This is a genomic window from Pseudomonas sp. GW822-FHT02D10, assembly GCF_058802345.1.
In genome coordinates, this window is sequence record NZ_JBXAOB010000028.1 from 15,794 (window position 1) to 36,828 (window position 21,035).

The window sequence follows — 21,035 nt, forward strand, 5'->3', positions numbered from 1 at the left end:
GAGAGCGCATCAAGCCCCGAATCACGATTCAGGGCTCGTTTGTCAGCTATTTCAGGTTACTGCGCCTGATAGATCTGGTCGAACACACCGCCGTCATTGAAGAATTTCGGCTGAGCGGACTTCCAGCCACCAAAGTCCTTGTCGATGGTCACCAGCTCCAGGGTCGGGAACTGTTTGGCGTACTTGGCGGCCACGTCCTTGTCGCGTGGACGATAGAAGTTTTTTGCGGCGATCTCCTGACCGGCCGGGCTGTACAGGTGCTTGAGGTAGGCTTCGGCGATCTGCTCGTTGCCCTTCTTCTCGGCGTTCTTGTCGACGACGGCTACCGGCGGTTCGGCGAGGATCGACAGCGAAGGCACGACGATGTCGAACTTGTCGGCGCCGCCCTGTTCTTTCAGCGCCAGGAAAGCTTCATTTTCCCAGGCCAGCAACACGTCACCCTGACCGTTGTTGACGAAAGTAATGGTCGAACCGCGAGCGCCGGTGTCCAGTACAGGCACGTGCTTGAACAGCGTCTGCACATACTCTTTGGCCTTGGCTTCGTTACCGCCGTTGGCTTTCAGGCCATAGGCCCAGGCCGCGAGGAAGTTCCAGCGCGCACCGCCGGAGGTTTTCGGGTTCGGGGTGATCACTTCAACGCCGTTTTTGGTCAGGTCGCCCCAGTCCTTGATGCCTTTAGGGTTGCCCTTGCGCACCAGGAACACGATGGTCGAGGTGTATGGCGTGCTGGCATCCGGCAGGCGTTTTTGCCAGTCGGCTGGCAGGGTTTTGCCGAGTTTGGCGATTTCGTCGATGTCACCGGCCAGTGCCAGGGTCACCACGTCAGCCCGCAGCCCATCAATCACCGCCCGGCCTTGTTTGCCCGAGCCACCGTGGGATTGCTGGATCTTTACGTTGTCGCCAGCGTGGTCCTTCTTCCAGAAGTTGATGAACTCGGCGTTGTAGTCCTGATACAGCTCGCGGGTCGGGTCGTACGACACGTTGAGCAGTTCGTAATCCTTGGCAACCGCAGAACCGGCAAAAATGGCACTGGCCAGAGCAGCCAAAGCGTAACGGCGAATCGACGACATGGTGCAGCTCCTGAATTCTTTTGTGTTGGCTGTTCTTATGGTTTTTCCGGAATCGGGTTGCCCGTTGAGTAGTGCTTCAGCTCGGCTTGTTGCCTGGGTTCTGTAAACGGAATTTCTCTTTGCGTTCGATCTGAACCACCTGGGCGTTGTGCACGGTGATCTCCACTGCCCCAAAGCGCAGATCGCGCAGTGCGCTCTGGATCTCGCGCAAGATGGTTGCTTCGTCCTGGCCGTCGACGCTACGTAGAGATGCGCTCATGGTGCTGCTCCTTGAATGAGATGTGCCTGGCAGTGGTGGCACTGCTTGCGGCGTGAGAGCAATAGTAGATAGGCGCATATATTCTTAAAAAGACTATTTAAGAATGTTTATATAACTTAAATGCATTATTTGACGGACCAAGGGGTTGCGTGGAGATTGGGTGCCAGAAGATCAAAAGATCGCAGCCTGCGGCAGCTCCTACGCGATCGGTGTAGGAGCTGGCGAAGCCTGCGATCTTTTGATGTTTAACGAATCACCGGCGCCCGAGTCCAGTCCAGCTCTTGCGCCGGCATCGGTCGGCCAAACCAGTAGCCCTGGCCCAGATCGCAACGCTGTTCGAGCAGGAAACCCGCTTGCTCGACCTGCTCGATGCCTTCGGCATGCACCTGCATGCCCATGCTTTGCGCAAGGGCGATGATCACTCGAACGATCGCTGCGTCATCCTCATCCCACGGCAGGCCGGCGACGAAGCCTTGGTCGATCTTGAGTTTCTGCACCGGCAGACGCTTGAGTCGCAGCAGCGACGAATAACCCGTGCCGAAGTCATCGATAGCCAGCCGCACACCCAATTCGCGCAAGCGGTGCATTTGTTCCAGCGCCACTTCCGGGTCTTCCATCACCGCGCTTTCGGTCACTTCCAGCTCTAGATAAGCCGGGTCCAATCCCGTGTCGTGCAGCACTTGGGCGACCCGCTCAAACAGTTCGCGCCGGGCAAACAGGCGAGTAGACACGTTCACCGCAATAAACGACAACACCACCCCGGCCTTCTGCCAGACACACATCTGCTGGCAGGCCTGTTGCATCACCCAGGCGTCGATCTCGGCGATCAACCCGGTGCGCTCGGCAATCGGAATGAACTCAGCCGGCGACACCAACCCACGCTGCGGATGCTGCCAGCGAACCAGCGCTTCAACACCCGTCAAACGGCTGGTCTTGAGGTCATGCACCGGTTGGTAGTACACCCGCAACTCCTGCTGCTCCAGCGCGCGGCGCAATTCGAAGGCCATTTCGACCCGGTGCTGGGCGTGGGCGGTCAACTCCTCGGTGTACAAGGCATAACCGTCGCGCCCCGAACTCTTGGCCTTGAACAGCGCCGAATCAGCGTTGCGCAGCAATTGCTCGGCGCTCAGCGCGTCGCTGGGAAACAGGCTGATACCGACACTGGCGTTGATGAACAAGGGGTGAGCATCGATCAGGAACGGCTCTTTCAGGCCATCGATGATCCGCTGCGCCAATGCGGCCGCCTGCACCAGTTGCGGGCAGCTCTCGGCCAGCACGGCAAACTCGTCGCCACCCAAGCGCGCCAGGGTAATTCCGGGGCCGAACATGCCTTGCAGGCGAGCCGCCACGGCTTTTAGCAACAGATCGCCGACGTTATGCCCGAGACTGTCGTTGATCATCTTGAAATGGTCCAGATCGATCATCAGCAACGCACACCCGCGCTTGTGGATCTGCGCCGATGCGAGTGCCTGTTCCACGCGATCGCTGAACAGAAGACGATTGGGCAGTTCGGTCAGTGGGTCGTGGTGCGCCAGATGCGCGAGTTCGTGCTCGGAGTCCTTGATCGCACTGATGTCGGAAAACACCGCCACGTAGTGGCTCAACTGGCCGCAGTCATCGTGTATGACCCGGATGGCCTGCCATTGCGGGTAAATCTCGCCATTCTTGCGGCGGTTCCAGATCTCACCGCTCCATTCGCTGGTGCGGTTCAGGCTCTGGAACATCTCTTGATAGAAATCTGGCGGATGATGGCCGGACTTGAACAGGTTGGGCCTGTGGCCCAACACCTCTTCGGCCTGATAACCCGTGATCGCCATGAAGGCCCGATTGACGTGGACGATCAACCCTTCGCGGTCAGTGACCAACACCCCTTCGCGGGTGCAATCGAATACCGCCTGTGCCTGACGCAATCGCGCGCGATCTTCGTTGCGGTGGCGCAATTTGGCGCCTATCCCGAGAAAACCCAGCAAACGCGCCCGGGCAATAAAGATAAACCCGGCGCTCAGCACCACCCAGACATAACCGTTGATCAGTTGCCATCGCTGAAGATCAGCTGATTCATCGAATAAATTGGTTAATAAATAACCAGTGAGTTCCAGCCAAACGACGGAAAGTACCAGGTAGAGCAGCGTTGCACGCAAAGCATCGCGATAAGAAGCAGTCATTCGGCCGTCCATGTCCTTACAAAAAAGGTTGGAATTATAGATTAAAGAAACATCCAGCCACTCTTATCTGAAAGGGCGACTGGTTTTATCTGTGTGCTGAGTGATAATGCGCCAGCTGTTTTTTTCTTTATCGAGGGCCATACAGCCTATGTGGTACGAAGGTTTACTCGGCTTGTCGCCCTGGCAACTGGTGGCAGTCACCCTGTTAATGACCCACATCACCATCGTGGGCGTCACGGTTTATCTGCATCGCTATTCAGCCCATCGCTCCCTTGAGCTCAATGCCGGCCTGAAACACTTCTTCCGCTTCTGGCTGTGGCTGACCACGGCGCAGAACACCCGCGAGTGGACCGCCATCCACCGCAAGCACCACGCCAAATGCGAAACCGTCGACGACCCGCACAGCCCGGTGATCAAGGGCCTGTCCACGGTCTTGCGCAAAGGTGCCGAGCTGTACCGCGCCGAAGCGGAAAACCCCGAAACCCTGCGCATCTACGGCAAGAACTGCCCCGAAGACTGGATCGAACGCAACCTTTACAGCCGCTACCCGCTGCTGGGCGTGGCGATCATGGCCGTCATCGATCTGCTGCTGTTCGGCACCATCGGCATCACCGTCTGGGCGATCCAGATGATGTGGATCCCGGTCTGGGCCGCCGGCGTGGTCAATGGCCTGGGCCATGCCATTGGCTACCGCAACTTCGAATGCCGTGATGCGGCGACCAATCTGGTGCCCTGGGGCATTCTGATCGGCGGTGAAGAACTGCATAACAACCATCACACCTACCCTAACTCGGCAAAACTGTCGGTGAAGAAGTGGGAATTCGACCTCGGCTGGGCGTGGATCCAGGTCTTCAGCTTCCTGCGTCTGGCCAAGGTTCAGCGCGTTGCGCCGATCGCCCACCGTGTCGAAGGCAAAGGCAGCCTGGACATGGACACCGCCATGGCGATCCTCAACAACCGCTTCCAGATCATGGCCCAGTACCGCAAGCTGGTGATCGGTCCGCTGGTCAAGCAAGAGCTGGAAAAGGTCGACCATTCGGTTCGCCACCAATTCCATCGCGCCAAGCGCCTGCTCTCGCGGGAAACCAGCCTGCTGGATGACAAACACCATGTGCGCATCCAGACCATGCTCGAGCACAGCCAGGCGCTGAAGGTAATTTACGAGAAAAGGCTGGCCTTGCAGCAGATCTGGATCAAGACCAGCTCAAATGGCCACGACATGCTGGCGGCCATCAAGGACTGGGTCCATGAAGCCGAAGCCAGCGGTATTCAATCGCTGCGCGACTTCGCCAACCAGTTGAAAACCTACTCGCTGCGCCCTGCCTGACCTGTGGCGAGGGAGCTTGCTCCCTCGCCACAAAAACAGATGTGCCAACTAGCGTTTGCGCAGGCGCATCAGCTCTGGCAAGCCGATCTTGAGCAAACGCGCTGTCCGGCTTTTCGCCAGCTCTTCAACACCTTCATGCTCGGTCAGGCGCGCCAGTTGCCCCGCCATGTTCATCACCAGCGCCTCACGGGAGTAAACCCCGCCACCGAGCTGATAGACCGCCGCGATCAACTCACGCAGCTCCAGCGGAAGCCGCCAGCGGGTGCGCAATGCCGAACCATAGGCCGCGCCAAATTCAGCCAGCGCGTCGCCGACCTCCTCCAGTTCGTCCAGTTCGCCACCGGCCTGTTTCCATTCCTGCAAGCAACGCAACAGCGCCAGATCGCCGAGGCGATGGAGCATGCCGGCGCAATAGCAACGCTCCTGATCGAGATCGAGCAAGCGCGCCAGAGTCCGACCGTACTCTGCAGTGCGCAGTGACAGGTCCCAGTAGCGCTCGGCGTAATCGACCAGGCACGGATCGCTCAACTTTGCACTGCGCTTGAGGGCCAGGCCAAGGATCAGGTTCATGCTTTGCCCGGTGCCCAGACGATGCAAGGCCTGGGACACGGTCTGCACGGTGTCGCCAAGGTGCTGCGCGGCGCTGTTGGCGGCGGCGATCAGCACGGCGGTGATCTGCGGGTCGGTGCGCACTTCCTCTTCCAGCAGCTTCAGATCGAGGCCATTGGGGTTCAGGCTGTGCTTGACCGCCAGTTGCACGTCAGTGAGCAACGGCGCGCCGTCCGCCAGCTCACGCCGACGCTCGAGGAAGGTCGACAAGGTCATGCCCGGCGCCAGCGCCGGGACATCACAGGACACCGTCTGACCGGCGCTCAGCAGCAAGTCTTGCAGGCGCTGAGTCAGGCCTTCCATGTTCAGGGGCTTGGTCAGGTAAGCCGTCGGGGTCAGCGGCAATGCCTCGCGCACGCTGGCGCTGTCGTTGCGGCTGCTCATCAAAATGAACGGCAACACCGGGTTCCATCGCCGCTGACGCACGCTACGCAGCAAGCCCAGGCCATCGACACCGGGAAGCTCCCAATCGGCGATCACCAGGTCGTAGGGATTTTCACTCAGCAACTCCAACGCCTGCTGGCCATCGGCGCACAGATCCAGCCGTGCGTCGCAACGCACGTGCAACAACACCTGCTTGAGCAGCTCCAGAGACCAAGGGTCAGCCTCGGCAATCAGCACTCGCGGTACAGCCGGTAAATCGACAGCGGTCATCAGTTCACTCCGAAGCAATGTCTGCACCTTAGACAATGCTGGCCATTCGATACAGCGCAAAAGCCGCCGATGTGTTTCAAGTGACAAAAAAAACCCGCCGAAGCGGGTTTTTTGTCGATCAGGTCACACTGGGCAATCAGAGTTCGGAGAAGCACTCTTCCATGATCGCCAAACCTTTATCCAGTTGCTCGTCCGGTGCAGTTAGCGGCACCAGTACACGCAACACGTTGCCGTAAGTACCGCACGACAGCAGGATCAGACCCTTGTCGCGCGCCTTGGCCACAACTTGGGCGACGGCGGCGGCGTTAGGCTTGTGGCTGTCGCCGTTTTCGAACAGTTCAACCGCGATCATCGCGCCCAGGGCACGCACTTCACCGATCACCGGGTACTTGGCCTGGATGGCTTTGAGGCCAGTGACCAGACGCTCGCCGACCGCTTTGCAGCGATCCAGCAGGTGCTCTTCTTCGAACACTTCCATCACCGCCAGCGCAGCGGCGCAAGCGATCGGGCTACCGGCGTAAGTGCCGCCCAGGCCGCCTGGAGCGATGGCGTCCATGTATTCAGCCTTGCCACACACACCGGCCAGCGGGAAGCCGCCAGCGATGGATTTGGCGAAGGTGGTCAGGTCGGCAGCAACACCCATCTGTTCCATGGCGAAAAAGGTGCCGGTACGGCCAGCGCCAGTTTGTACTTCGTCAGCGATCAACAGAATGCCGTGCTGGTCGCACAGAGCGCGCAGACGCTTCATGAATTCTTTAGGCGCAACGTAGAAACCACCTTCGCCCTGAACCGGCTCGATGATGATGGCAGCGATGTCACGCGGCTCAGCGTCGTTCTTGAAGATGCGCTCGATGCTGGCGATCGAATCGTCGATGCTCACGCCATGCAGTTCGTTCGGGTACAGCGCACGGAAGATACCGCCTGGCATCAGGCCCATGCCGGCCGAGTAAGGCACGACTTTACCGGTCAGGCCCAGGGTCATCATGGTGCGACCGTGGTACGCGCCGGTGAAGGCAATCACGCCGGCACGGCCAGTAGCGGCACGGGCGATCTTGATGGAGTTTTCCACGGCTTCGGAGCCGGTGGTCACCAGCAGGGTTTTCTTGGCGAAATCACCTGGAACCTTGGCGTTGATTTTTTCACACAGTTCTACGTACGGTTCGTAAGCCAGCACCTGGAAGCAGGTGTGAGTCAGCTTGTTCAGCTGCTCGGTCACGGCGGCGATGACTTTCGGGTGCAGGTGACCGGTGTTCAGCACGGCAATACCGCCGGCGAAGTCGATGAACTCGCGACCTTCAACGTCGGTCACGGTGGCGTTCTTCGCGTGGTCGGCGAAGATCGGGTGAATCTGGCCAACACCGCGTGGTACAGCGGCTTCGCGGCGTTTCATCAGGGATGCGTTGGTTTTGCTCATAGTGTCCTCATTCGCCGCTCATCGGTCGGCGTGGTTCAAGGAATACGTGGCGGGGAGGCAACTACGGCAGCATGCGATGATCGACTGCCACAGCTTTCCCGGCCACCGAGAAATAACGTTTGAAGCCCGCAAAGGGACAGCGCTCTCGTGCCCTTTGCGTTTAATTCCTTACCTGATCAGATGCCCAGGCAGAGGTATTTGATTTCCAGGTAATCTTCGATGCCGTACTTGGAACCTTCACGGCCCAGGCCCGAGGCCTTGATGCCGCCGAACGGCGCGACTTCGTTGGAGATCAACCCGGTGTTGACGCCGACCATGCCGTATTCCAGGGCTTCAGCCACACGGAACACACGACCCAGGTCACGTGCATAGAAGTACGAGGCCAGACCGAACTCGGTGTCGTTCGACATCGCGATCACTTCGGCTTCGTCTTTGAAGCGGAACAGTGGTGCCAGTGGACCGAAGGTTTCTTCCTTGGCCACAGCAGCGCTTTTCGGCACGTTGGTCAGGATGGTCGGTTCGAAGAAGTTGCCTTCCATGACCTTGCCACCGGCCAGCAGGGTTGCGCCTTTGCTCAGGGCATCGGCAATGTGCTCCTGAACCTTGGCCACGGCTTTGCCGTCGATCAGCGGACCGGTGGTGGTGCCTTCTTCCAGACCGTTGCCGATCTTGAGTTTGGCCACGGCCACTTTGAGTTTTTCAGCGAACGCGTCGTACACCGAATCCTGAATGTACAGACGGTTGGCGCAGACGCAGGTCTGGCCGTTGTTGCGGTATTTGGAAATGATCGCGCCTTCGACGGCCTTATCCAGGTCCGCGTCGTCGAACACGATGAACGGTGCGTTACCGCCCAGTTCCAGGGAAACTTTCTTGATGTCCTTGGCACATTCGGCCATCAGCTGACGACCGATTTCAGTCGAGCCGGTGAAGGACAGCTTGCGCACGATCGGGTTGCCGGTCAGCTCGCTGCCGATGTCGCCGGCGCTGCCGGTCACCACGCTCAGCACGCCTTTCGGGATACCGGCACGTTGGGCCAGTTCAGCCAGGGCGAAGGCAGAGAAAGGCGTTTGCGAAGCAGGCTTGAGCACCATGGTGCAGCCGGCAGCCAGGGCTGGGCCGGCTTTACGGGTGATCATCGCCGCCGGGAAGTTCCACGGGGTGATCGCAGCGGTCACGCCGATTGGCTGCTTGATCACGATCAGGCGCTTGTCTGGCTGGTGGCCCGGAATCACGTCACCGTAGATGCGCTTGGCTTCTTCGGCGAACCATTCGATGAAGGACGCGGCGTAAACGATTTCGCCCTTGGCTTCAGCCAGTGGCTTGCCCTGCTCCAGGGTCATCAGGCGAGCCAGGTCGTCCTGGTTCTCAATGATCAGTTCGAACCAGCGACGCAGTTTGTTCGCGCGGTCCTTGGCGGTCAGTGCACGCCAGGCCGGCAGCGCTTTGTCAGCGGCTTCGATCGCACGGCGGGTTTCGGCTGCGCCCATTTTCGGCACAGTGCCCAGAATTTCGCCCGTTGCCGGGTTGGTGACGTTGATCGTCTGACCATTGTCCGCATCAACCCAGGCGCCATCAATGAAGGCTTGCTGGCGGAACAACAGGGTGTCTTTAAGCTGCATGTCGGCTTTCCTTAACAGCACCGCGCACGCGCGGAGCAAATTATGATTGTAGAAAGGCGCCTTGAAGGCTGCCGTCAGGGAAATCATTCACCGGGCTGAAGCACATAAATAGCGCACTATTGAAGCTCGTGCGGTTCAGCACCCAGACAAGAGCGTTTGAAATCTCAAACGAATCCTAGGATCAAAGGGGGTAAAGGACAATAGGCTGTTCGAAAAAAAGAACGAAAACGCCGCATTTGCCTTGTTTTTCTGATCAACGTAGTAACCACCCGCTCGGCGGGCGCGAAACATCAGGCTATTCAGCAGCATGGACGCCCGCAGCGCATATGAGTATCATGGCGCCCGCATTGCACCAGTAGCTCAGCTGGATAGAGTACTGCCCTCCGAAGGCAGGGGTCGTGGGTTCGAATCCCGCCTGGTGCACCATCTTCTTTCCCTTGTATGACAGGGGTTTGCTATACCGCCAGTACCTGGCGATTCACACCCGCCGCGCGCCAGTTGCTTCACTTCCTCTGCGTTACCTACCGCCCCTGTTCAGGGCAAGCCCCCGACATCGCGAATGCGATCGTTATGTTACTCACGCCGCCATCGTTTACGCGCATGCAGATAGGCAGCCAGGTCCCCATAACCCAGCTGACTGGCAATTTGCGCGCGGTTCTCACCCAGAAATTCAAGATGCTGTTCCAGCTCGGCCCTCACCAGATCGAGCAGCAGACGGAACGTCATGCCTTGCTCTTCCATGCGCCGGCGCAGGGTTCGCGGGCTCTGGTGTAGAGCCTCTGCCTGATTTTCCAGGCTGGGTACCACGCCACGCGCCAGGCTTTGTCGCATGCCGGCCGCGACTTTCCCAGTCCAGCCGTTGAGTTGGAGATGCCGAGCGATTCGTCGGTCCATCTCACTGCGCAACAACTCCGCCATTCCGTCGTGCCGCGTCAGCAAAGGTAACCGCAAGACGGTCGGGTCGTAATACAGGCAGTTATGCGCGCACTCAAACACAATGTTATCCCCGAACCATCGGGCGTATTCGGCGTAGTAGGTCGGCCGCGGATGGGCGAAGTGAGCCCGCACCGGCCGGACCGGTTCGCCCGTGGCTTTGCGCAGCTGGGTCACGGCCATGACGCAGTAATGCTCCACCACGTAGCGGGCCAGTTTGGCGGGGGCATCGATACGCAACTCTACGCCCAGGCCATGGGCATCGCTGATCAGCTTGACGCTGTCCATGTCCGAGGCCAGCCCTGCATAGTCACCCCAGCACTGGATAGCTGCGCTGACGTCCGGGCAATACATGCAGATGTACGTCAGCACGTGGCAGTCCTGCGGGGTGAATTCGGCGAACAGATGCAGGCCAATGGCGGGATCTTGTTGCGCCGCCGCCGTCCACAATTGCTCAAGCTCAAGCAGGCTGTAATCGTGCCGGTTACTGCGTGTCTGCTTATGCAGTACACGTTCCAGGACCTGCCCGAGTTGACCCCGATGAAAGCGGCGGGCTGGCTGATTGGCCTCTTCACGAGTGATTTTGTCCACTTCGCACATGTTGTCCGGAAGGCTCATGGTTTCTTATTGCTCAGGCAATGCCCAAGTCGGGCCTGACTCGAGATTGCCATGAATACAATAATGCTCGTCAACAATCCAATCCTGGTCGTCGCCGGGATTTTTCTGGGTTTCATCCTGCTGGAAATCGCGTGCGCCTGTTTCCGCCAACCCAAAGGTCAGCGCCGCGATACGCTGATCGAGGTCATCGGTTCTTCGCTCCTGCTGGGTGTCACCTTTCCATTGGTGATGTTCCTCAGCAACCTGTTGCTCGGCAGTCTGGCCCCTCAACTCAAGAACAGCCTGGCCAACATTCACTGGGTGGCCGGCCTCGGGTTGTTTCTACTGTTCGATGACTTGACCCAGTACTGGTGGCACCGCCTGACCCATCGGCTGCCGTTTCTCTATGCGCTGCATCGCGCTCACCATTCGGCGCCCTACATGAGCATTCGCATCGTTTACCGAAATAACAGCTTTTACTACCTGCTGATGCCAGGCATCTGGTTGGCCGGAGCACTCATCTACCTGGGTCTGGCACCGGTTTATTACGGTTACTTGATCGTCAAGATGACGGTGATTTTCGCTGCACACAGCAGCGTCGCCTGGGACGAAAAACTCTACCGCATTCCGGCCTTGCGCCCGCTGATGTGGGTCCTCGAACGGACCATTTCGACCCCCGCCACCCATGCAGCCCATCATGGTTTGAACGCCAATGACGGCGTGACCCACTACAAGGGAAACTTCGGCAACCTGCTGTTCTTCTGGGACGTGCTGTTCGGTACGGCCAAGATCACTCGGCGTCGTCCCTCGACCTTTGGCATTGAGGATTTGCATCCGGTGACGTGGCAGCAAGAACTGTTCTGGCCGCTGGTTCGTTCGCCAAAACGAGTGCGGCAGGGCGATCTCAAGCGCCAGGAATGGAATTAGCGCAAATAATGACTTGTCCCGTCCAGAATCAGGTTTACACCTGTTTCAGGACGGGACAATTCCCTCTATTCCCCTGAAATCAAACCCTCACATTACGGGCCGGCGCTTTTGTGCGTTGACGGGTTTCCCAATCCTTGGCCAACCCGACCACCGCATCGGACGCTGGCAACATGTTGCGCCCGCGCACCAGGTCGGATGCCCGTTCGGCGAGCATGATGGTCGGTGCGTTGAGGTTGCCGTTTGGTTCGGTCGGAAACACTGACGAGTCGATCACCCGCAAGCCTTCGATGCCCCGCACACGCAATTGGGAGTCGACCACCGCCATGTCATCCTCACCCATGCGGCAGGAGCCGCAAGGATGGTAAGTGCTCTCCAGGTTTTCGCGCACGAACGCGTCAAGATCCTCGTCGCTGGTCACCTGCGCGCCCGGCGCAATCTCACCGTCACGGAAACGGTCCATCGCTGGCTGGCCGATGATTTCCCGTGTCAGGCGTATGCAGCGGCGGAACCCTTCGCGGTCCTCTTCTCGCTGCAGGTAGTTGAACTGGATCTCCGGGTGCTCATAGGGGTCTGCGGAGCGGACTCGCACATAGCCCCGACTTTTTGGTTTGTTCGGCCCGGTCAGCACCATGAAGCCGTGGCCCTTGATCGGCTTCTTGCCGTCGTAGCGCATTGCCGCAGGCAGGAAGTGGAACTGGATGTCCGGCCAGCGCAAGCCCTGCTCGGAGCGGATGAAACCACCGGCCTCGAAATGATTGGTGGCGCCGAGTCCGTCCTTGAACAACAACCAGCGCAATCCGATCATCAGCTTGCTCAGAGGATCCATTTTGCTATTGAGCGTCACCGGCTCCTTGCAACCGAACTGGATGTAGACCTCGGCGTGATCCTGCAGGTTTTCCCCGACGCCCGGCAGGTCGTGCCGCACCTCGACTCCGGCTTTGCGGAGGACCTCGGCCGGCCCGATACCGGACCGTTGCAGCAGGTGCGGCGAGCCGATCGGCCCGGACGATACCAGAACTTCCCGTTTGCAGTAGACCTTGTGGGTCTGGCCTTCGCAGTCATAGATGACGCCCACCGCACGCTTGCCTTCGAGGATGATCTGACGCGTCATCGCCTGGGTGACCACGGTCAGGTTCGGGCGCCCCATGGCCGGCCGCAGGTAAGCATTGGCCGTGGAACAGCGCACGCCATTTTTCACCGTCATGTGCATGGCACCGAAACCTTCCTGCATGAAGCCGTTGCAGTCGTCGGTCTTGATGTAACCCGCCTCGGCACCCGCCTCGATCCAGGCTCCATACAACGGATTTTTCATGTTATTGCCGTTGTTGGTGTGCAAGGGCCCCGTATGCCCACGGTAGCCGTCGCCGCCCGCCTCGTAACTCTCTGCCCGTTTGAAGTAGGGCAGGCAATTACGGTATCCCCAGCCTTCTGCACCGAGCGACTCCCACTCATCAAAGTCATACGCGTGGCCACGGATGTAAACCAGGCCATTGATCGATGACGAGCCGCCCAGCACCTTGCCTCTCGGGCAGTGGATTCGACGCCCGTTGAGGTAGGGCTCCGGCTCGGTTTCGTAGCGCCAGTTGTATTTCTTGGTGTTCATCGGGATCGAGAAAGCACTCGGCATCTGGATCACCACACTGCGATCGCTGCCACCGAACTCCAGAACCAGTACTGAGGTGGCGGGGTCTTCGCTCAAGCGGTTGGCCAGCACACAACCTGCAGAGCCCGCGCCGATGATGATGTAGTCGTATTTATGAGTCGCCATGGTTATCTCCCGGCCGTCGATTCGTTGAGCAGCGGCAACGGGTACTTGGCCTGCTTGTCGCCGGTGGTGTATTGCGGGGATGTTTTCTCGATGAGGAGGATGACCGCCTCTTCGCGCGCAAGGTCAATCGAGCGGCTAAGCCAGTAGTACACCAACCCCGACACGATCAGCCCGACGAGCCAGGCGATGTCGATGCTGCCAAGCGCTTTGGCAAGCGGGCCGACATAGACCTCGCGCTGTTCAACGCCGTCGAAGATGTAAAAGAACGGGATCATGGAAATGAAGCCGATCGCATACGAGATAATGCCGCGCATCCCCCAACTGCCGTAGATGTTGCCGTGTGGCATGAAGAAGTGCGGGATGGCGTAGCGGCCTTTGCGGACGAAGAAGTAGTCGGTCAGGTTGACTGAGGTCCATGGCACCAGGAAATACAGCATCACCACCAGGTAGATACCCAGCACCGACAGCCCTTTACCTGAACTCTGGATACTCAAGGCCACGCCCAGTTGCAGCAGGATCACGAAACCAATCGCCAGAATGCGCGCCTTGCGTGTTGGCTCGATGTGCTTGATGGAGTCAACGCAGGTCAGCGTGGTCAGTTTCGCGCTGTAAATGTTCATCGCGATGACCGGCAGGAAAGCCAGGATCGTGATCACCACCACCGCCGTGCCAATGAGCGGCGACACCGTGTTACCCACTTGTCCGAGAGCGACCAGCACATCAGTGGAATGCAGGTGATCGGCCAACCAGCCACCCACGGAAATCATCCACGCGCCGGACAACGAGGCGCCCAAAAAAACCACCGCGATCAGTTTCCCGCTCGGAGTGTTCTTGGGCAGGTAGCGCGAATAATCGGAAACGTACGGGGCGTAAGCGATGTTGTAACTCGCCGCCGCAGCGAACTGTGCAATGAAACCGGTCCAGTTGAAGCCCAGCGGGGCCGGAGCAACCTCACCGGCGGCGAGTACCGGCATCGGCGCATCGGGAACCCAGTGCATCAGCACCGCCAACGTCACCAGACCGTAAAGCGGAATCGACAGGTACAACGCCCATTTGAAACTGCGGTGCATCCAGTCATGGCCGAGGATCGCCAGTATGGCCGCCGGCACCGTCACGGCCACCGCCACCACCGCGGGGTTGAAGCCGAATAACGTGTGCAGCCCCTGCATCATCAGCACGAGGTTGACGATATTGAACCCGGCGAACACAAACAGCGTCGCCAGCAGCACGAGAATTACCCCGCGATAACCGAACTGCGCGCGCGACTGGATCATCTGCGGCAGCCCCAGGTGTGGGCCTTGCGAACCATGAAAGGCCATGAACAGCGTGCCGAACATGATGCCCAGCGTGCCGGCAAGGGTAGTCCAGAGAGCGGTCAGACCGACGCTCGGACCGACAAAGCCGATGGTCATGGTAAAGAATGTGAAATTGCCGAGGAACCAGAACGGGCCTTGGCTCGACAGCTTGTCGGTACGCTCGTGTTCGGGGATGAAGTCGATGGAATGCCCTTCGACAACGGGCTTGTCGTCGCGGGTGGACACGCTCGGGGCGGACTTGGCGTTAGTGTTCATGATGTACTCTTATTGTTGGAAGATCATGACGAGATAACCGCATTCTTTCGGGTGAACGACTCCCGGGCGCGTCCTTGCCGTTCCCGATTTCAAAAGGCGCCACGGGCGCCAGAGGTGGATGAGCGTTAGCCGAGACTCAGGGCAGCGTGATCCAGACCGCCTTGGTTTCGAGCAGGTAATCGAGTTGCTCTGGCCCAAGATCCTTGCCGAATCCGGACTGCTTGTAGCCACCGAACGGCATCGACGGGTCGAGGGTGCCATGGGCGTTGACGTAGACCGAACCTGCTTTCAAACGGGGAATCAAGCTGTGCACCCGTCCAAGGTCATTGGAATAAAGTGCGGCTGCCAGACCGTACGGCGAGTCGTTGGCCAGTACCAGCGCTTCCTCTTCATTGTCGAAAGGCGCGGTCACCAGCACCGGACCAAAGATCTCCTCCTGAACGATGCGCATATCGTTGCGGCAGTGGGCGAAAATGGTCGGCTCGACGAAGTAACCTGGACCCTCGACAGGCTGGCCGCCGTAGACCAGTTCGGCGCCCTCGCGCTTGCCGGTTTCGATGTAGTTCGTCACTCGCTCCTTTTGCAAGGCCGATACCAAAGGGCTGATGAAACAGTCCGGGTCCAGCCCCGGAGCCATCTTCAAAGTCCGGGTGTAGGCGATCAGCTCGCGCAGGAATTCGTCGTAGATGCTGCGATGAATATAAGCGCGTGTACCGGCATCGCACACCTGACCCGAGTTGAAGAACACTCCGTTGGCAATGGCTTGGGCGGCGGCTGGAATGTCAGCATCGGCCAGCACGATAACCGGTGATTTTCCTCCGAGTTCGAGGGTTAGTCGCTTCATTTCATCCAGCGCTGCGCGGCCGACGGTGCGGCCTACCGGCGTCGAACCGGTGAAGGTGAGCTTGTCGATGCCCGGGTGCGTGGCCATGGCCGCACCCACCACGCTACCGCGTCCGGTCACGATGTTGATCACACCGTCCGGGATACCGGCTTCCTGAACCAGTTCGGCGAAACGCAACGCAGACAGCGAGGTCAGCTCGGCGGGTTTGACCACCACCGTGCAACCGGTCGCCAGGGCGGCGCCGAGTTTCCAGGCCATGGTTTGCAGCGGGAAGTTCCAGGGCACGATGGCGCCGACAACACCCACCGCTTCCTTGCGTGTATAGGCCAGGTAGTTGCCCGGTAACGATGGTTCGACAGTACGCCCGTGGAGTTTGGTGGCCCAACCGGCGAAATAGCGCAGGGTATCGACTGTGCCCTGTATATCGACGTCCCGCGCAAAAGCCACCGACTTGCCCATGTCGATCGATTCGATTTCGGCCAGTTCGGCGGCGTTGTGTTCAATCAGGTCAGCCAGGCGGTGGATCATCCGCTCACGTTCTGCCGGTTTGGCCTGACGCCAGGCGCCACCGTCAAACTGGGCTCGGGCGGCTTGCACCGCGCGATCCAGATCCTGCGTGGTGCCCATGGGAATGCGGGTGATCAGACCCTCGGTCGACGGCTCGATGACATCGGAGGTCTGGCCGTCGCTGGCCTCAACCCAGGCGCCGCCGATGAACATCTTCTGCACCTTGCCGAGAAAGGTTTGGGTGGCCTCGCTGACGCCGAATTTCTGCAGGTACTGCTTGACGATCGTGTCCATTTTTATTCTCTCTGCCCGGCGGTCATATCACGCCGGGGCACTGTGGTTCGATGATCGATCCGGGCCATCATGCCGGAGTGGCTTCACTCATCTGCTGCCGTACTTGAGCCCGCTCATGGAAGATGAAACCGATACTGTTGAGCAGCAGCTGGGCCGCGAGAATCGAGGTCATGCCAGAAGGGTCATAAACGGGTGCGACCTCGACCAGGTCCATGCCAACGATGTTGCCTTTGCTGCGTTTGGCCAGGGCCTGGATGATTTCCAGCACTTCGTAATACAGGAAGCCACCATGACTTGGTGTGCCGGTACCCGGCGCAATGGAAGGGTCGAAGCCGTCGATGTCGATGGTGATGTAGTAGTTGATGTTCTGCGGGATCAGTGCCAGCACACCTTCGACGCCAAGACGGCGGACATCGCGTACCGAGAGGATCTTCGAGCCGGCCTGGTGGGCCGCCTCGTAGTCATCGCGATTGGAAGACGACACGTTGCGGATACCCATCTGAGTCATGCCGACGATGTGGTTCATTTCGGAGGCGCGGCGCAATGGGTTGCCATGGCCGTAGCGCACGCCGTGGCGCTCGTCGACAAAGTCCAGGTGCGCATCGAAGTGGATAATATGGATCGGACCGCGTCCTTCGAACGCCTTGATCACCGGAGCATGCACGGAGTGATCGCCACCGAGCACAACGGGCATGACACCGGCATCGAGGATTTTGCGCACCGCGTACTCGGTGTTGGCGTTACTGGTGGCCATGTCTGTATGCACGATATCGGCGTCACCGACGTCGACCATGCGCACGTCGGCGGCGGTCAGGTACATCACATCATCTTCGTGGTCATAGGCGCCGGCGTGGCCGAAGGAGAACAGCGTCGATGCCTCGCGAATTCCGCGTGGTCCGAAACGTGCGCCGGAACGCCACTGGGTGCCCATGTCGTTGGGCACGCCTAGCACAGCCACATCGGCATCCAACGCGTCCCAATCGGTGCACACCGGGGATTTGCCAAAGGTGCAATGACCCACGAACGGCAAGTTCAGGCGACCGGACTCGTAACCATTATTCGACATTTCTAGCCTCTCCACTTCTTGTTATCGGCTTGGCGGACTGCAAGGCGACCGCCGTTGCAGGGACTATGGACGCAGGTTTTCGTGGAAAAAATGCTAAACATCAGATACTCATATCGGCATTACCGATGCATCCACACGTGGGAGGTTCAAGGTGATTCAGCTGCACGATGTCGATCTGAAGTTGCTCAGGGTGTTTGCCACGATTGTCCGGTGCGGGGGGTTTTCTGCCGCGCAAGCTGCCTTGAATGCCGGCCAATCAACCATCAGCGAACAAATGACCCATCTGGAAACCCGCCTCGGGGTCAAGCTCTGCCAGCGCGGGCGCAGTGGCTTCCGTTTGACCGAGCAAGGGGTGGCAATCCATGAAGCCACCCAGCGCCTGCTCTCGGCGGTGGAAAACTTCTGCATGGATGCCGACGTGCTCAAACAGCACATCAGCGGAAAGCTCAACCTGGGGATCATCGACACCACCATCACCGACCCTGACTCACCGATACCGCGGACCACCCAGCGCTTCGTGTCCAGAGGGCATGATGTGCATCTCAACGTGTATGTGGGCACCCCCGCAGAACTGGAAGAGCGCGTGCTTGACGGCCGACTGCACCTGGCCATCGGACACTTCCCGATCCACGTTCCCGGCCTGTTGCACTCACCGCTGTATCAGGAAGCACTCGGGCTGTATTGCGGGCGGCGTCATCCGCTCTATGGCAGCCAGGCCGAGCGTGCCGAACTGCTCGAAGAGATTGGTGCAAGCCGAATCGTCGCCCGGGGTTACATGCAGCAATACGACCTGGAACACCTGGGCGTCAGCAAAGCTGCAGCGACGGTGGACAACATCGAGGCCCTGGCCATTCTGATCATCTCCGGCGCCTATCTGGGCTTTCTGCCCATGCACTTCGCCTCTCAGTGGATCAAAACCAGTGAAATGCACCAGTTGGCGCCAACGAGCTTGCGCCTGATGTCGCCCTTCGATGTGATTACCCGACGTGGCGCTGCTCCACCGCCGATTCTCCAGGCGTTCCTTGAGGATCTTGCGGCCTGTTCGCGCAGCACGGGCCGCACCTGAGCCCCGCGAGTCAGGTACTGTCGACAAAGGGCCGTGTGGCACACATGTAAGCATCACGCTCGCCACACTCGAACAGAGCCCTGCATACTCATTTACCACCGCGATCCGGTTCGCAATCCTTTCAGGCCTCCTATGCGCATCCACGTCACCTTTACCGACCGAGTCGGCATCACCCAGGAAGTGCTGGCCCTGCTCGGAAGGCGCAGCCTCAATCTGGATGCTGTCGAAATGATGCCGCCGAACGTTTACATCGACGCGCCGACCCTCGGCGCCGATGTGCTGGAAGAACTGCGCGAAGCCTTTCTCGGTGTGCGGGGCGTGCAGGCGGTGACGATGGTCGACATCCTCCCCGGCCAGCGTCGACGCCTGCAACTGGACGCCTTGCTCGCTGCCAGAGCCGACCCAGTGCTGGCCGTGGATGGTCGCGGCCACGTACTGCTGGCCAATCCGGCACTGATCGCATTGTGCGGTCGTGAGCCGGCCGGTGAACCACTGACAGCGCTATTTGATGAACCCTCCTTACAACGTACGCTGATCGAACACGGCTACCGCCTGCCCATGCGCGAAGTCACCCTAAACGGCCAGACCTTGCTGCTCGATGCGATGCCGATCAGCGAAGCCGGCGAGCTGGGCAGCCAGACCCTGGCCGGTGGTTTGCTCACGCTGTACCTGCCAAACCGTATCAGTGAGCGCCTGGCCGCCCTCCATCACGACCACGCCGAAAGCTTCGAGGCGCTGCTCGGCGAATCACTCCCGATGCGCGCCCTGAAAGCCCGGGCCCAGCGTATTGCAGCGCTCGACGCACCGCTGCTGATCCAGGGCGAAACTGGTACCGGCAAAGAGCTGGTGGCCCGCGCCTGCCACACCTTCAGCACGCGGCGTGACTCGCCGTTCCTGGCTCTGAACTGCGCGGCATTGCCGGAGAGCCTGGCCGAGAGCGAGCTGTTCGGCTACGCCCCCGGCGCCTTCACCGGCGCCCAGCGCGGCGGCAAACTCGGCCTGCTCGAACTGGCCGACCAGGGCACGGTGTTCCTCGACGAAATCGGTGAAATGTCGCCCTATCTGCAAGCCAAGCTGCTGCGCTTTTTGAGCGATGGCTGCTTCCGCCGAGTCGGTGGTGATCGTGAGGTCAAGGTCAACGTGCGGATCCTTAGCGCGACCCACCGTGACCTGGAAAAAATGGTCAGCGAAGGCAGTTTTCGCGAGGACCTGTTCTACCGCCTGAATGTGCTCAATCTGCAAGTCCCGCCGCTACGAGAACGCGGTCATGACATCCTCGTACTGGCCCAGCATTTCATGCAGCAGGCCTGTGCCCAGATCCAGCGCCCGGTTTGTCGTCTGGCGCCCGCGACTTATCCGACACTCCTCGAAAACCGCTGGCCGGGCAATGTGCGGCAATTGCAAAACGTGATCTTCCGCGCCAGCGCCATATGCGAAAACCCGCTGGTAGGCATCGACGATCTGGATATCGCCACGACAGCCGTGGCGCGGCAAAACGACGGTGAGGTCGGCAGTCTCGAAGCTGCCGTCGAAGGTTTTGAAAAGAGCCTGCTGGAGCAGCTCTACCGCAGTTACCCCTCCAGCCGGTTACTCGCCGCACGCCTGCATACTTCCCACAGCGCCATTGCCATCCGCCTGCGCAAATACGGTATTTCCAGCAAGACCTGACCGCCGTCCATACAAGCGTCTTTATGAGCACCGTATGCAAATCGCTACAGCGTACCGAATTCAAGACAAAACGCTGTAATGTCGACGTCTCATCGCCCTTCCCCTCTTTCGCTCCGCTTACCCGGGCCCTCTGTATTGAATTCACTACAGAAGCGCCCTGCCCATCCCCCAACAAACACATCAACTACTTGATTTATAAAGAATAAATAACAATGGCACTGCACTTGCTATGAGCTCTCCAGCCACGCTCGCTGCCCGGCACGAGCCTGTAAATCTTCTCCCGCCACAAGAAGCGGGGGAGTCTGCCCCTGAGGAGTTCACATGAGCGAATTGCGTTTTACTGAAGATCACGAATGGCTGCGCACCGAAGCTGACGGCACTGTCACTGTCGGCATCACCGCCTTCGCACAGAACGCCTTGGGCGACGTGGTTTTCGTACAACTGCCTGAACTGAAGTCCTACGAACAAGGCGCTGAAACCGCCACCGTCGAGTCGGTAAAAGCCGCCAGCGGCGTGTACATGCCATTGGACGGTGAAGTGCTGGAAGTGAACCCGGCGCTGGACAGCAGCCCTGAGCTAGTCAACGAAGATCCGCTGGGTGAAGGCTGGTTCTTCCGCTTCAAGCCTACCGACGCCTCGGCTGTCGCCAAACTGCTGGATCAGGACGCTTACGACCG

The 21,035-nt window shown here is 59.4% G+C and carries 16 protein-coding genes and 1 tRNA gene; 6 read left to right on the top strand and 11 right to left on the bottom strand.

The window, feature by feature from the left end; all coding sequences use genetic code 11:
- Window positions 1-56: 56 nt before the first annotated feature.
- The 3 genes from AC1RPZ_RS26675 to dibA form a co-directional block, all read right to left on the bottom strand.
- Window positions 57-1,070: a sulfate ABC transporter substrate-binding protein gene (locus AC1RPZ_RS26675; protein WP_216742753.1), complete on the bottom strand. Its 1,014-nt coding sequence runs from the start codon at window positions 1,068-1,070 to the stop codon at window positions 57-59.
- Window positions 1,071-1,146: 76 nt separating this feature from the next.
- Complete coding sequence (gene oscA, locus AC1RPZ_RS26680; protein ID WP_007941032.1) at window positions 1,147-1,329, bottom strand: sulfur starvation response protein OscA; 183 nt, start codon at window positions 1,327-1,329, stop codon at window positions 1,147-1,149.
- A gap of 245 nt (window positions 1,330-1,574) precedes the next feature.
- Window positions 1,575-3,494, bottom strand: a complete 1,920-nt coding sequence (gene dibA / locus AC1RPZ_RS26685) for a phosphodiesterase DibA (RefSeq protein WP_493140805.1) — start codon at window positions 3,492-3,494, stop codon at window positions 1,575-1,577.
- Window positions 3,495-3,642: 148 nt separating this feature from the next.
- Between dibA and desA the strand changes: the two genes are divergently transcribed.
- Window positions 3,643-4,821, top strand: a complete 1,179-nt coding sequence (gene desA, locus AC1RPZ_RS26690; RefSeq protein ID WP_493140807.1) for a delta-9 fatty acid desaturase DesA — start codon at window positions 3,643-3,645, stop codon at window positions 4,819-4,821.
- A gap of 48 nt (window positions 4,822-4,869) precedes the next feature.
- Here desA and AC1RPZ_RS26695 read toward each other — a convergent pair whose 3' ends face one another.
- The 3 genes from AC1RPZ_RS26695 to gabD form a co-directional block, all read right to left on the bottom strand.
- On the bottom strand, window positions 4,870-6,084 hold the full coding sequence (locus tag AC1RPZ_RS26695) for an HDOD domain-containing protein (RefSeq protein WP_493140809.1): 1,215 nt from the start codon (window positions 6,082-6,084) through the stop codon (window positions 4,870-4,872).
- A 136-nt stretch (window positions 6,085-6,220) separates the two neighbouring features.
- Window positions 6,221-7,498 carry a 4-aminobutyrate--2-oxoglutarate transaminase gene (gene gabT / locus AC1RPZ_RS26700; RefSeq protein ID WP_493140810.1) on the bottom strand — a complete coding sequence of 426 codons (1,278 nt, stop codon included), beginning with the start codon at window positions 7,496-7,498 and terminating at the stop codon, window positions 6,221-6,223.
- Window positions 7,499-7,674: 176 nt separating this feature from the next.
- On the bottom strand, window positions 7,675-9,117 hold the full coding sequence (gene gabD, locus AC1RPZ_RS26705) for an NADP-dependent succinate-semialdehyde dehydrogenase (RefSeq protein WP_493140812.1): 1,443 nt from the start codon (window positions 9,115-9,117) through the stop codon (window positions 7,675-7,677).
- Between the two features lie 349 nt (window positions 9,118-9,466).
- Here gabD and AC1RPZ_RS26710 point away from each other — a divergent pair.
- Window positions 9,467-9,543 (top strand) — tRNA-Arg (locus tag AC1RPZ_RS26710).
- 147 nt (window positions 9,544-9,690) lie between these two features.
- Here the strand turns inward: AC1RPZ_RS26710 and AC1RPZ_RS26715 are convergent.
- Window positions 9,691-10,650: an AraC family transcriptional regulator ligand-binding domain-containing protein gene (locus tag AC1RPZ_RS26715; protein WP_493140825.1), complete on the bottom strand. Its 960-nt coding sequence runs from the start codon at window positions 10,648-10,650 to the stop codon at window positions 9,691-9,693.
- Between the two features lie 69 nt (window positions 10,651-10,719).
- On the opposite strand from AC1RPZ_RS26715, the gene AC1RPZ_RS26720 reads away from it, so the two are divergent.
- Window positions 10,720-11,574 (top strand): sterol desaturase family protein, encoded by an 855-nt coding sequence (locus AC1RPZ_RS26720; protein WP_493140813.1) that lies wholly within the window; start codon window positions 10,720-10,722, stop codon window positions 11,572-11,574.
- Window positions 11,575-11,653: 79 nt separating this feature from the next.
- On the opposite strand, the gene betA is transcribed toward AC1RPZ_RS26720, so the two are convergent.
- From betA to speB, 4 genes are all read right to left on the bottom strand, one after another.
- Complete coding sequence (gene betA / locus AC1RPZ_RS26725; protein ID WP_493140814.1) at window positions 11,654-13,342, bottom strand: choline dehydrogenase; 1,689 nt, start codon at window positions 13,340-13,342, stop codon at window positions 11,654-11,656.
- Between the two features lie 2 nt (window positions 13,343-13,344).
- Entirely contained in the window at window positions 13,345-14,913 is a 1,569-nt protein-coding gene (locus AC1RPZ_RS26730) for a purine-cytosine permease family protein (RefSeq protein ID WP_493140816.1), read from the bottom strand.
- A gap of 136 nt (window positions 14,914-15,049) precedes the next feature.
- Window positions 15,050-16,558, bottom strand: a complete 1,509-nt coding sequence (locus AC1RPZ_RS26735; RefSeq protein ID WP_493140817.1) for an aldehyde dehydrogenase family protein — start codon at window positions 16,556-16,558, stop codon at window positions 15,050-15,052.
- A gap of 67 nt (window positions 16,559-16,625) precedes the next feature.
- Window positions 16,626-17,624: an agmatinase gene (gene speB, locus AC1RPZ_RS26740; RefSeq protein ID WP_493140818.1), complete on the bottom strand. Its 999-nt coding sequence runs from the start codon at window positions 17,622-17,624 to the stop codon at window positions 16,626-16,628.
- 151 nt (window positions 17,625-17,775) lie between these two features.
- On the opposite strand from speB, the gene AC1RPZ_RS26745 reads away from it, so the two are divergent.
- From AC1RPZ_RS26745 to gcvH, 3 genes are all read left to right on the top strand, one after another.
- A complete protein-coding gene (locus tag AC1RPZ_RS26745) occupies window positions 17,776-18,690 on the top strand; it encodes a LysR family transcriptional regulator (protein WP_493140819.1) in 915 nt (304 codons plus the stop codon).
- 132 nt (window positions 18,691-18,822) lie between these two features.
- A complete protein-coding gene (gene gcsR, locus AC1RPZ_RS26750) occupies window positions 18,823-20,358 on the top strand; it encodes a transcriptional regulator GcsR (RefSeq protein WP_493140821.1) in 1,536 nt (511 codons plus the stop codon).
- 321 nt (window positions 20,359-20,679) lie between these two features.
- On the top strand, window positions 20,680-21,035 hold a 356-nt coding region (gene gcvH, locus AC1RPZ_RS26755; RefSeq protein WP_493140823.1), incomplete at its 3' end, for a glycine cleavage system protein GcvH.